The sequence below is a fragment of the Bacillus yunxiaonensis genome (genome assembly GCF_037104695.1).
In the GTDB taxonomy this organism is placed as follows: domain Bacteria; phylum Bacillota; class Bacilli; order Bacillales; family Bacillaceae_G; genus Bacillus_A; species Bacillus_A yunxiaonensis.
On the sequence record NZ_JBAWSV010000001.1, the window covers coordinates 1,132,368 to 1,145,327 of the forward strand.

A 12,960-nucleotide genomic window follows, 5' to 3' on the forward strand; every position below is an offset into this window, starting at 1 on the left:
CCAACCACTTCATATACATGTTAAAAATGAAAACGGAGATGATACTATGAAAGTTGGACAAGCTACTATTGATTTTTGCTCGTTACTAGAGGATTTAATTTTAGCAACAGCAACAAAAGAAAAAAATTGCTCTCAGGAAGAATTATACTTCGCACTAAATTGTTTACTGCGTTCGTTTCATACGATGCTTGTAAGTGATGAGACAGATGCTAAAACAACCGAATATACACAAACACAATTTTGCTCCGCATATAACATCGTGACAGGGCGAACGATATATCCATTCTAAATCATTTCTCTGCTTTAAATTGTTTAACAAGTTCGGCTATAACTGTTTTTTTTAGAGGTTTCAGGTTCATCCTCCCCCTTCTGCTGCTTTATAAACATAATTTATAATAATATTGACTTCTCTTCACTAATTTCCGTTTTATCATCAGTCTTTCATTTTATAGCGAATTTTCATTGATATTTAAATATTACACTAACATTTGTCCTTGTAAATAAACAATAACCTTTCCAGTTCCTTCTCCCTTCACAACAACCTTTGCATATTTAAGAAAACGAACTGAAGAAATTGTTTCCATATAAGGCTATCTCTATTACAATAAGCGCTTCCTTAATAGTTGCTGGCGTTCTTTCTACCAATGCAAATATATGTTGGTGGGAAAATTAACAAATAAAAAACACTTCAATAAAGAAGTGTTTTTTATTTGTTTATAATGATGCTTGATAAATATCTAAAACATCTTGTTTATTTAGCTTTTTAAATTGCCCAAATTCACCATATACCATTGCTTTTTCTGCCATAATATCAATTTGGTCTTCACCAATCTCGTAATCAGCTAAGCGAGATGGCGCTCCAATAGATGTCCAAAATTGACGCAATGCTTCAATACCTTCTAATGCTATTTTAACATCAGTTTTACCTTCTGCCTGAACATGAAATACTCGAATCGCAAATTGTTTAAAACGATCTACATTTTCATGTAAAACATGTTTCATCCAATTTGGGAATAAAATTGCTAAGCCACCGCCATGCGGAATATCATACACCGCCGAAACAGCATGCTCAATATTATGCGTTGCCCAGTCTCCGCGTACACCCATCGCTAAAATACCATTTAACGCCATTGTACCGCAATATAAAATCGTTTCACGGTGCTCATAACTTTCTAAATCATGTAGCAGCTTCGGAGCTGTCTCAATAACCGTTTGTAAAATAGACTCACAATAGCGATCTTGCAGCATTGTATTCGTGCCTTGATGGAAATATTGCTCGAGTACGTGCGACATAATGTCAACAATCCCGTAAATTGTTTGGTTGCGCGGTACAGATACTGTATGATTCGGATCTAAAATAGAAAATTGCGGGAATGTTACTGGACTACCCCAGCCATACTTTTCGTTTGTTTCCCAATTTGTAATAACAGAACCTGCATTCATTTCAGAACCTGTTGCCGCAAGAGTTAACACTGTTCCAAAAGGCAATGCTTCTTTTGCAATAACTTTTTTCGTAACGAGATCCCACGCATTTCCATCGTATTTGCTGCCAGCCGCAACAGCTTTTGTACAGTCTATTACACTGCCACCACCTACAGCTAATATAAACTCGACATCATTTTCTTTACAAATTTGAATACCTTTATTTACTGTGGATAAACGCGGGTTAGGTTCCACACCACTTAACTCAAAAATTTCTGCGTCAATTTCTTTTAACGTAGACATCACATTATCATAAATTCCATTTTGTTTAATACTTCCGCCGCCATATACGAGTAAAACTTTTTTCCCATACTGTGGCACCTCTGTTTTCAATTGCTCTAATTGACCTTTTCCAAAAATAAGTTTTGTTGGATTACGAAACACGAAGTTTTGCATACTTTTCATCCTTCCTAACTAAAAGTAACTATACTTTTATATATCATATATTTAGCTTTTCACAAAAATATTTGCTTACACAAAAAAAGAATCTCAGCTAAAACTGAGACTCTTTTTAATAATAAGGTGAAATCATTAAGTATACAATAACACCTGAAAGACTTACATATAACCAAATTGGCATTGTCCAACGTACAATTTTACGATGACGAGTCAGTTGGTTTGTAAATCCGAATACTAAAGAAAATAATGCAAGCGGTACAATAATAGCGGCAAGGAAAATATGTGTAATTAAAATAAAGAAATATACATATTTAATGATTCCTTCTCCGCCAAAGTGCGTTGCTGGTGCTAAATAATGATACGTTAAATACGAAACACAAAATAACAATGTAGTTGTAAATGCTGCAAGAATAAATCCCCTATGTAGATTCACATTCTTTTTAATAATTGAAAACAATGCTGCGATTAAAAACACAAATGTAAAACTATTAAAAATCGCATTTAACATCGGCAAAATTTTTACATCAAAATGTACTTCTCCTTTGTAACCAACCGGTCCAAAAAATAAGAACAAAATAATTGCATTGACGACCACAGAAAGCGTTATTACAACAGGAGCATAGCTCTTCTGTTTAACAGAACGATCAGTCAAATTGTTCACTCCCTCATTCTTCTTAAAGTATATAGTAGCTTCATTATTTTAACATATTATCAACAGTGTAAATGTGACAAATGTTTGAAATAATTATATAAAGTGAAACTTTCATCAGCGGGGTGCTTACTGCCCACGAATAGCGGGATAAAAATAGAAAATCCTCCTTAAGTTTTTTACCACTTAAGAAGGATTGTACCGTTTCACATTAAATATTTCAAACTGTAACGTCCATTTTAGTTTTTATTTAAAAACATATCAGTATACGCTTGAAAAATCTCAGCTAATTGAAAAGTTATAAGAGACATTGCTGTTAATGAAAAGAATCCAATTAATAAGAAACGAATCCACATACGAATCTCCTCCTTGTATCATTTATTTAAAATCTAAATGACAAATCGGATTACAGTGGTCGTCTCCTTCTTTTTTCTTTACAACAGCAGTAATATAACGGATAAAGAAAATAATGTTTAAAGGGAAATATACATGTTTTATATTTGTCTGCTTTAACGATATTTTCCCTTGTACGTCGGATGGGGACGTTAAAGAAAACTCAGCGCCATTCATTTGCGCATATAAAAACACGAATTGAATACACAATAAAATACTTACGATTGAAATGATATCTTCCCAATCAGTTGTACTCAAAAAATTATATACATCTAGCACATATTCCTCCAACGTTACCCCTCCCTTCCTTTTTCCCTATTTTCCTCGTGTTCGTATAAAAAGTCAAGAAAAATATTTTATATTCACTATGACAATAGGGATTACATATAATGGCATTCCCCTTATTGCTTGATCTCAACTTAGCCAATATAGAAATTCATTTCCTTCATTTCCTTTACTTCCCTCATCACATAAAATTTTATATTTTCATCTTTGTAATCTTGCTCTTACATTCATAAATCCGTACATACGCACTCTATTCAGGATATACTGATTTCAGAGGTGGTTATATGAAAAGCGAAAGACCAACACGCCATGAAAAGATCAAAAAAGAAACACCTAAGTATCAAGATTTTATGACAGATGAAAGATGGCAAGCAATTGTACACAATGATTCATCGTATGATGATACATTTTATTACGCTGTAAAAACAACAGGTATTTTTTGCCGCCCGTCATGTAAATCTCGAACTCCTAATAGAAACAATGTACGAATCTTTCTCAATGCACAACAAGCTCTCTCAGAAAAATTTCGCCCTTGTAAACGATGTAAGCCAAATGGCCTAAAATTACCTGAAGAAGACTGGATAGAGCAAATTACGGAATACATTGATAACCATTACTCCGAAACATTAACGCTTGCAAGACTAGCAAATATGTGTCACGGTAGCCCTTATCATTTACAGCGCACATTTAAGAGGATTAAAGGAATAGCCCCAATTGAATATATACAACAAACACGTATTTCCATAGCTATGCAATACCTTACTAATACGAATCATACAATTATGGAAATTAGTTTGGCTGTAGGTATACCGAATACCGCACATTTTACAACCCTATTTAAAAAGAAAACAGGATATACTCCTACAGATTATCGAAAAATGAATCGCACAAAAGAGGTAAGATAAAATGGCATCAAAAACAAATCAAACAATCTATTGGACATTATTCACTTACGAAAAATGGAGTATGTATATTGCTGCTACATCCAAAGGACTATGTTATGTAGGATCCAAAAATCAAGCTTTTGAAGGATTATCAAATTGGGCTAAAAAACGATTACCGCAATATACCTTGGTACAAAATGAACAAAAATTACAACCATATGTTGATGAATTAATAGAGTATTTGAAAAGACAACGTACGACTTTTTCATGTCCTGTTCATATCACCGGAACACCATTCCAATTAACAGTTTGGAATGCATTATGTGACATTCCTTATGGACAAACTTATTCATATTCAAATATTGCAGAGTTAATCCAAAAACCAAAGTCAGTACGTGCAGTAGGTACCGCAATCGGAACTAATCCCGTTTTAATTGTAATTCCTTGTCACCGCGTCATTGGAAAAAATGGAAAATTAACTGGATTTAGAGGTGGCTTAGAAATGAAGAAGCAACTGCTAACGCTTGAAAAACAATAAAAATATCAATAGAACACCTAGATTATATGAAAAATAAACCCGAATAGAAGCATTACTATCCGGGTTTATTTCTTTTAAGCTTTCTCTTCAAATAATCGTGCGATTTCGATAATAACTTGAACAGCTTTTTCCATATTATCTACAGAAATATATTCAAATTTACCGTGGTAATTTTCTCCGCCTGTAAAAATATTTGGTGTCGGCAGGCCCATATATGACAATTGGGAGCCGTCAGTTCCACCGCGAATTGGTTGAATATTCGGCTCGATATCTAGATTTTTCATTGCTTCATAAGCAATATCAACAATTTCCTTCACTGGTTCAATTTTTTCAAGCATATTGTAATACTGATCATTCATCTCAAGAATGATATTTTCCTCACCATACTTCTCTTGCATCTGTTTTGTAATAGCTGTTATATTCTCTTTTCTAATATTAAAATGAGCGCGGTCAAAATCACGAATAATATAGTTAGATTGGCTTCGCTCAACATCACCATTTAGAGAAATAAGATGGTAGAAGCCTTCATATCCCTCTGTATGCTCTGGCGCTTCTTCTACTGGTAGTTGTCCATGGAATTCCATTGCCAATTTCGTTGCATTGACCATTTTATTTTTAGCTGTACCAGGATGAGTGCTATTCCCTTTAAAAATTAGCTTAGCACCAGCAGCGTTAAAGCTTTCATATTCTAATCCACCTAGTGGACCTCCATCCATTGTATAAGCAAATGCAGCTCCGAAAGCCTCCACATCAAAGTGAGATGGACCACGACCAATCTCTTCATCAGGCGTAAATGCCACTCTAATTTTCCCGTGTTTAATTTGTGGGTTATGTAATAAATAATTCATTGCCGTCATAATCTCTGTAATTCCCGCTTTGTCATCTGCACCAAGAAGTGTTGTTCCATCAGTTGTAATTAATGTATGCCCTTTATAAGATGGAAGCTCTGGGAATAATTCTGGTGTTAAAACAACACCAAGTTCCTTATTTAACGTAATTGCCTTACCATCAAAATTTTCATGAATTTGTGGCTTAACATTTTTCCCTGTAAAATCTGTAGCTGTATCTAAATGAGCTAAAAAACCGATTACAGGAACCTGCTTGTCCGTATTAGCAGGAAGCGTTGCCATTACGTAGCCATTCTCATCCATCGTTACTTCTGGTAATCCAATCGACTTCAGCTCTTCTACTAGTTGTTTTGCAAACTCAATTTGGCCAGGTGTTGATGGTACAGTATGGCTTTCTGCATCAGATTGTGTATCCACCTGAACATATCTTGTAAAGCGCTCTATAATTTCCTGTTTCATTCTACTACACTCCTTTTTTATCCATCTTTATTTATTATAAGCCTTTATTACAAATTTTTTTATTTCTTTTGACTTTATCTTTTACATTTCAATGAACAATCAAAAAAGCAGACCTTTGTTATAAAACAAAGGTCTGCTTTCCTATATTATTCACCTAAATCAACATTGTGGTACACTTGTTGAACATCTTCTAAATCTTCTAATGCATCAATCATTTTTTCAAATTTCACTTGTGCATCTTCTGGAAGTGTTACTTCACTTTGTGCAAGCATTGTTAGTTCTGCAACTGTAAATTCAGTTATACCAGCATTTTTGAATGCCTCTTGCACTGCATGAAACTGGTCTGGCTCCGCATAAACGATAACAGATTCCTCTTCTTCTAAAATATCACGCACATCTACATCTGCTTCCATTAAGATTTCAAGTGCTTCATCTGCTGTTTTACCTTCAAGACCAATTACAGCTGTTGCATCAAACATATATGCTACAGATCCGTTTACGCCCATGTTACCAGCGTTCTTACTAAATGCAGCACGTACATCTGCTGCAGTACGATTTACGTTATTTGTTAATGTATCTACAATTACCATTGATCCATTTGGTCCGAAGCCTTCATAACGAAGTTCGTCATAGCTTTCTTCTGAACCACCTTTTGCTTTTTCAATTGCACGGTCAATAATTGTTTTTGGTACGCTATACGTTTTTGCACGCTCAAGTACAACTCTTAAAGTCTGGTTAGATTCTGGATCTGGCTCCCCTTGTTTTGCTGCTACATAAATTTCACGTCCAAATTTCGCATAGATACGGCTTGTATTTGCATCTTTTGACGCTTTCTTGTCTTTGATATTATTCCATTTACGGCCCATACTTCTTTCACTCTCTTTCAGCTTTGAATCTACATAAAAATAGTAATATGAAATATGCTACTTCTTCAACACTTTTTCAAACTAAATATAAAAAGTTCGTTATTTTTCACATTACCGACAAACAATATGCATTGAAGAAGTCGTATTTATTTACCATATTGTATTATACCTCATTACAAGTTTAATAATCAAAAAAAGACAAATAGTTCTCATCCGTTATTGTAAAAATATTGAACTATTACAATTACTATTGGTGCCCCCTTTTACGAAGAAGAGCTAAGAGGTTCTCTCTTAGCTCTTCTTCTATTCTATAAGTCTATCGCTTAGTTTCATTTTTTATTTTACTTCATTCCCAAAGAAATGCTCACATACACTAGAAATACGAGTTAAATCAACATTTCCACCAGAAATAATTGCTGCTACTTTTTTCCCTTTTATATATGGATCAACTTTACCTGCAAGAAGAGCAGCTGTCGCTAATGCTCCTGCGCCTTCTACAACAGCTTTTCCACGTTGTAATAAATCTTTCATAGCTACTTCTAATTCATCTTCTGATACAGTTACAATGTCATCTACTAACTCTTTCACAATTTCAAAAGTTAAAGTTCCTGGAATTTTTACTGCGCATCCATCAGCGATAGTAGGTGCTTCATAATGCTCTACGATTTCACCTTTATCATACGAGGCTTTCATTCCATGTACATTATCAGCTTGGACGCCAATAATGTTGATAGACGGATTAAAGGATTTAAGTGCTACCGCGATTCCAGCAATAATTCCACCACCGCCAATCGGTACAAGTACTGTATCAACATCCCACATATCATCAAGAATGTCTAAGCCAATTGTTCCTTGACCTGCCATTACTTCTACATCATCATATGGATGTAAATATGTTTCTCCCGTTTCTTTTATAATTTCTTCACATTTTGCTTTTGCATCATCAAACGTATCACCATATAAAATAACTTCTGAACCATATCCTTTCGTTGCTTCAACTTTTGCTTTTGGAGCAGAAGTTGGCATCACAATTTTACTTTTAATTCCAAGTAAATGTGAAGATAATGCAACACCTTGTGCATGGTTTCCAGCTGAACAAGCAATAACTCCGCGAGCTTTTTCCTCATCTGTTAAATTAGAAATTTTATTAAATGCCCCGCGAAATTTAAACGATCCTGTTAATTGCATATTTTCTAATTTTAAGTATATCTCCCCGCCTGTTTTGCTTGTTAAATAAAACGATTTAACAAGCGGTGTTTTGCGAGCATTTCTATCAAGAACTTGTTTGGCTTTTTTTATATCAACAATGTTTAGTGGCAAGGTTTCAGTAATCATACTAACACCTCTTTCAATTGTTTATAATCTAATCCTAACGTTGTTCCTAAATTTTCATAGGTAATGGTTCCTTTATAAATATTGATACCGTGTACTAATGCCGGTTTATTTTGTAGAGTCTCTTCTAAACCATCGTTAGCAATCGCTAATAAATAATCGATGTTTCCATTCGCTAACGCCATAGTAGAAGTACGCGGTGTCGCTCCAGGCATATTTGGTACAGCATAATGGATGACATCATGCTTAATAAATATAGGATCATTATGTGTTGTATAGTGATCAATCGTTTCAACCGTCCCGCCTTGATCGATTGCAATATCAACGATAACACTTCCTGGTTTCATAGACTGAACCATATACTCTTTCACAATTTTTGGTGGTCTAGAACCCGGAATTAAAATGGTTGAAATGAATAGGTCTGCATTTTTAATTGTTTTCTCTAAGTTTTCAGTATTAGATTCCATAATTTCAACTGGAGCATTTGCATATTTTTCTTGTAAATAAGTAATTTGTGTTTTGTTTAACTCTAAAATCGTTACATGGCAACCAATTCCAACAGCCATATCACAAGCATTAATTGCCGCATTGCCGCCGCCCAAAATGACAACATTACCAGCGGGAATACCATCTATTCCTGATAATAAAATACCTTCTCCTTGATGTTGTTTTTCTAAATAATAAGCTCCCATAAATACTGCCCGGCGCCCAGCAATTGCACTCATCGGTTTTAATAACGTTAAAACTCCATTTTCACTAATTGTTTCTCCAGCAATAGCGGTTGTTCCCGCTTTTGTCATCGCTTCAACACACTCTTTTGAAGCTGCTAGATGTAAAAATCCCCAAACAATTAAATCTTTCTTAAAATATTTATATTCTTCCGCTAAAGGTTCTTTTACTTTTACTACCATATCAACATCCCAAGCTTGCTCTTGATTTACTAAAGTAGCACCTGCATTCGTATATTCTTCATTTGTATAACCTGATCCCACACCAGCATCTTTTTCTACTAAAACTTCATGTCCAGCTTTAATTAATTTCTGGGCATTTTCTGGTGTCATCCCAACACGTGCTTCACCTTTTTTAATCTCTTTAACTACGCCTATTTTCATGTTGACACATCCTTTTAAATGTAATATTCATTACATTATTTGTTATACGATCCAAATAAAATTGCGGAATATATTAAACGTTTCTATATTTCCTCATTTGTCTGAATCGCCTGTTTACACCTACAAGATAGCACTCAGAAAAATGATGAGTCAACATTTTGTGAAATAGTTCACAAAATGTTTTTATTTATTTCGAAATAACTTTTTTTCATTCAAATAAGCATTGAATCCGTTTTCAGCTTGTGCTAGACTTTGTCACGAGTAACATCTCTTATGAATTCAAATGAAATGCAATTTTATTTTTTTACTTACTTTTGTGATTTTTTTCACATACGAACGTAGAAATACTTTATAGTATTTTCCGCAAACTTGTGAATTATATCACAAATAAAATTAAATTTTATCAATATAAAGCACTATTAAAAAAATGAGAGGATATACTATTTAAAATTGAAATAAAAATGAATTCATCAGAGACTGCATGTATTTTTCCAAACAGGAGTGATTATTATGTCACAAGAACAACTAAAAAAAGAAATCGGCTTCTTTGCAGCATTAACCACTGTTATTGGTACCGTTATTGGGGCAGGTGTATTTTTTAAGCCTACTGCCTTATACGGTGCAACCGGAACAGCGAGTTTAGGATTACTTGCATGGGTAATAGGTGGAATACTAACTGTTTGCGCAGGTTTAACTGCTGCTGAATTATCGGCAGCTATTCCTGAAACTGGTGGAATGATGGCATATTTAAAGCGTACTTATGGAAACTTAACTGCTTTCCTACTAGGCTGGGCACAAACAGTCATTTACTTCCCAGCTAATATTGCAGCACTTGCTATTATTTTTGGAACACAAGCAGTTAGTTTATTTGGATTAAATGCAAATGAACATAAAATGATGATTATTGGAATTGCTGTTGTTACCGCAACATTCGTAACCTTGATGAACTTCTTAGGCGCGAAAGCAGCCGGAGGAATTCAAACTGTCTCGACTATATGTAAACTACTGCCTTTAGCATTACTTATTATTTTTGGATTATTCCACAAAGGTGACGTAACTCTACAACTATTTCCAGTTGAAGCAGGACCAGGTAAATCACTTATATCTGCACTTGGATCTGGCTTACTTGCAACAATGTTTGCTTATGATGGATGGATTCATGTAGGAAATATCGCTGGAGAAATGAAAAATCCTAAAAAAGATTTACCTAAAGCAATCGTAATCGGATTATCTACTGTTATGGTTGTTTACTTACTTATTAATATTGCTTTCCTTATGGTTATGTCTGCAACAGCACTTGCAGGAACTGATACACCTGCATCTGAAGTAGCGACAATTCTGTTTGGAGCAATGGGAGGAAAATTAGTTACAATCGGTATTTTAATTTCCGTATTTGGAACAATCAATGGATATATCATGACAGGAATGCGTATCCCTTATGCAATGGCATTAGAAAACAAACTACCTTTTAGTAAATGGTTTGCGACATTATCTAAAAATAGTCGAATCCCTTATAATTCTGGATTATTTATCTTATTTGTTTCTATTATAATGATGGTTATCGGTGGATTCAATACTTTAACAGATATGTTAGTATTTGTTATATGGATATTCTACACAATGACTTTTGTAGCAGTATTCATTTTACGTAAAAGAGAACCGGAACTTGTGCGTCCTTACAAAGTACCTCTATACCCTATTATACCAATGATATCTATTATAGGCGGATCATTTATCGTTATTAATACACTTTTCACACAAACGTTGCTAGCATTATGTGGTATCGGCTTAACTGCTTTAGGTCTTCCTATTTACTTTGCAATGCGGAATAAACATGTTCAAATTAAAAATAATAATTAGTAATAACTCAATCGTTCACTATTATATCAATTGTTTCTTATAGTGCAGACGTGTATTAGATTCTTACTCTAAATAGATGATGGATCTAATACACGTTTCTTTTTTGTATATACAGTTAATTTTTTTTATAAAAAATCCCCCACCTATGCAAATAATATAAACTCCTATTTAATATAGCTATCATTCCATGATAATGACACGTTATCCGATACCCATCAACTTAACATTTTAAAATACCTCTAAATTATGAGTTTACTCCTGTTTCGGTTACCTATAAGAATCTAGTTCGTTTTTTCGTTTAGAGAACAAAGAATTTTTTAATTTGATGAGGACAGATATCGCTAATATTTGAACCAAAACATGCACTACATCTTATTTTTTATTCTTATAAAAATATTAAATTGGTCTGAATGAAATCTGAAAGTTTGTAAAGTCCCTCCTCAATACATTTTAGTTTAATCCCAAAATACGCCACTTCATTTTCAGCTAATTTTCAGTTTCAATTCAGGTTCATCTCAGTTTTACATTCCATAATAGCCTCATAGAAATTCAAATAAACAATAGAGATTCTGAATACTAAAAAACTAATTTATATATGAAAATCAATATCCATTCAAAGATAACAGTGTTCTGAATGCTTAAACATTGTATAAACAGTGCACGAATAGAAAATAATCCTTAGAAATATTTAACTTAGCTAGACCTAAAAAAGAGAGGAGTAGAATGAATAATGAGTAGACATAACAAATATGCAATTTACAAAGGGAAAGAATATAGAATTATTAAAATGGGTGGTCACTTAAAATTAATTTCTAAAGATAAACAAGATGTCGAGAATGGGTTTCTTCCTTTTAAACTAAATTCAGATTTATACTATAAAAAAGTAAAAACAACCGATTTAGAAACAGCATATGATGTTGTACCATTTGCACAGTATAAAGGAATTGAATTTCAAATAATAAGGGTAAATGAAGAAGAAGGAACCGTATTACTATATTCCATTGATTCTAAAATAGGGCGTGAATTTGGAATGCACTCACATGTCGGAGAAAAATTCGAAAAATATGTGAGAACAGAAGAAGTTACATTAATCGAAAAGAAAAAAAAGATTTCGGGATTTATATGAACCATATAAAACAACTTAAATTAGGCAGTAGTGCCCTACTCCAGTTTGAGATAATAGCTGAATTTTACTTAAAATAGAAAATTCAGCTTATTTTATATAGATAGAGATAATACTAATTGGGTGTTAGGATTACATTTTTTTCGTACAGCTAAATCAACTATTTTAAATATCATCATTGCCACAAAATAAATCTTAGCTCAATTACTTATCAAATTAAAATCCATTATAAAATTTCTACGAATTGCTTAGCCTGTCGATCTAGAGCACTTGCCGATTCAGAGATAGATTCAAATTCATTAACTGTTTCATCAAGTAGCATTTTTCCTTCTTTCACACTTAACGAAACAGCTTCGATACGTTTTGACATTCGATTAATTTCTAATGTAATGCCTTCAACAGTGTTTTTAACCTCACTAATGGAAAGTGAAACTTTATCAGAAAGACTTCGTACTTCCTTAGCGACAACATCGAATCCTCTACCATACTCTCCTGCACGCGCTGCCTCAATTGCTGCATTTAAAGCCAACATATTTGTTTGTGCTGCAATATCTTGAATAGTTTTAACGATTCCTGATATTAAATTTGCTTGTTCATGAAGTTGAGATAAATTCGTTACGTTTTCATCAGATTCATGATTAATTTGCTGAATCTTACTCAACAGAGCCAAACTTCTCTCTTTTCCAACTTCAGATTTTTGAGAAAGTGTTTCCGATAAAACTTGGACTTC

The 12,960-nt window shown here is 33.6% G+C and carries 13 protein-coding genes; 5 read left to right on the forward strand and 8 right to left on the reverse strand.

Translation table 11 applies throughout. The features are described from left to right. Positions 1–46 precede the first annotated feature (46 nt). Positions 47–289: a hypothetical protein gene (locus WAX78_RS05620; RefSeq protein ID WP_336481266.1), complete on the forward strand. Its 243-nt coding sequence runs from the start codon at positions 47–49 to the stop codon at positions 287–289. 425 nt (positions 290–714) lie between these two features. Here the strand turns inward: WAX78_RS05620 and WAX78_RS05625 are convergent, their stop codons facing one another. The 3 genes from WAX78_RS05625 to WAX78_RS05635 all read right to left on the reverse strand — a co-directional run bounded on the left by WAX78_RS05625 (position 715) and on the right by WAX78_RS05635 (position 3,214). Next, positions 715–1,878: an iron-containing alcohol dehydrogenase gene (locus WAX78_RS05625; RefSeq protein ID WP_336481267.1), complete on the reverse strand. Its 1,164-nt coding sequence runs from the start codon at positions 1,876–1,878 to the stop codon at positions 715–717. Positions 1,879–1,993: 115 nt separating this feature from the next. Further along, positions 1,994–2,533, reverse strand: a complete 540-nt coding sequence (locus tag WAX78_RS05630) for a DUF420 domain-containing protein (RefSeq protein ID WP_336481268.1) — start codon at positions 2,531–2,533, stop codon at positions 1,994–1,996. A 375-nt stretch (positions 2,534–2,908) separates the two neighbouring features. Beyond that, a complete protein-coding gene (locus WAX78_RS05635; protein WP_336481269.1) occupies positions 2,909–3,214 on the reverse strand; it encodes a hypothetical protein in 306 nt (101 codons plus the stop codon). A 344-nt stretch (positions 3,215–3,558) separates the two neighbouring features. Between WAX78_RS05635 and WAX78_RS05640 the strand changes: the two genes are divergently transcribed. Continuing rightward, on the forward strand, positions 3,559–4,113 hold the full coding sequence (locus WAX78_RS05640; protein ID WP_336481378.1) for a bifunctional transcriptional activator/DNA repair enzyme AdaA: 555 nt from the start codon (positions 3,559–3,561) through the stop codon (positions 4,111–4,113). Between the two features lies 1 nt (position 4,114). Then, a complete protein-coding gene (locus tag WAX78_RS05645) occupies positions 4,115–4,630 on the forward strand; it encodes a methylated-DNA--[protein]-cysteine S-methyltransferase (RefSeq protein WP_336481270.1) in 516 nt (171 codons plus the stop codon). Positions 4,631–4,704: 74 nt separating this feature from the next. Here WAX78_RS05645 and pepT read toward each other — a convergent pair whose 3' ends face one another. From pepT to ald, 4 genes are all read right to left on the reverse strand, one after another. Next, positions 4,705–5,937 carry a peptidase T gene (gene pepT / locus WAX78_RS05650; protein ID WP_336481271.1) on the reverse strand — a complete coding sequence of 411 codons (1,233 nt, stop codon included), beginning with the start codon at positions 5,935–5,937 and terminating at the stop codon, positions 4,705–4,707. A 146-nt stretch (positions 5,938–6,083) separates the two neighbouring features. Next, positions 6,084–6,803 carry a YebC/PmpR family DNA-binding transcriptional regulator gene (locus WAX78_RS05655; protein WP_336481272.1) on the reverse strand — a complete coding sequence of 240 codons (720 nt, stop codon included), beginning with the start codon at positions 6,801–6,803 and terminating at the stop codon, positions 6,084–6,086. Between the two features lie 336 nt (positions 6,804–7,139). Next, positions 7,140–8,138 (reverse strand): bifunctional threonine ammonia-lyase/L-serine ammonia-lyase TdcB, encoded by a 999-nt coding sequence (gene tdcB, locus WAX78_RS05660; RefSeq protein ID WP_336481273.1) that lies wholly within the window; start codon positions 8,136–8,138, stop codon positions 7,140–7,142. Next, the gene (gene ald / locus WAX78_RS05665) at positions 8,135–9,247 is read right to left on the reverse strand and encodes an alanine dehydrogenase (protein WP_336481275.1); all 1,113 of its coding nucleotides are present in this window, start codon (positions 9,245–9,247) and stop codon (positions 8,135–8,137) included. The genes tdcB and ald overlap by 4 nt, the downstream gene beginning before the upstream one ends. 510 nt (positions 9,248–9,757) lie before the next feature. On the opposite strand from ald, the gene WAX78_RS05670 reads away from it, so the two are divergent. Both WAX78_RS05670 and WAX78_RS05675 read left to right on the forward strand, forming a co-directional pair. Further along, positions 9,758–11,107, forward strand: a complete 1,350-nt coding sequence (locus tag WAX78_RS05670; RefSeq protein WP_336481276.1) for an APC family permease — start codon at positions 9,758–9,760, stop codon at positions 11,105–11,107. A 730-nt stretch (positions 11,108–11,837) separates the two neighbouring features. Continuing rightward, entirely contained in the window at positions 11,838–12,233 is a 396-nt protein-coding gene (locus WAX78_RS05675) for a hypothetical protein (RefSeq protein ID WP_336481277.1), read from the forward strand. A 223-nt stretch (positions 12,234–12,456) separates the two neighbouring features. On the opposite strand, the gene WAX78_RS25145 is transcribed toward WAX78_RS05675, so the two are convergent. Further along, positions 12,457–12,900: a methyl-accepting chemotaxis protein gene (locus WAX78_RS25145; RefSeq protein ID WP_413789170.1), complete on the reverse strand. Its 444-nt coding sequence runs from the start codon at positions 12,898–12,900 to the stop codon at positions 12,457–12,459. Positions 12,901–12,960 lie beyond the last annotated feature (60 nt).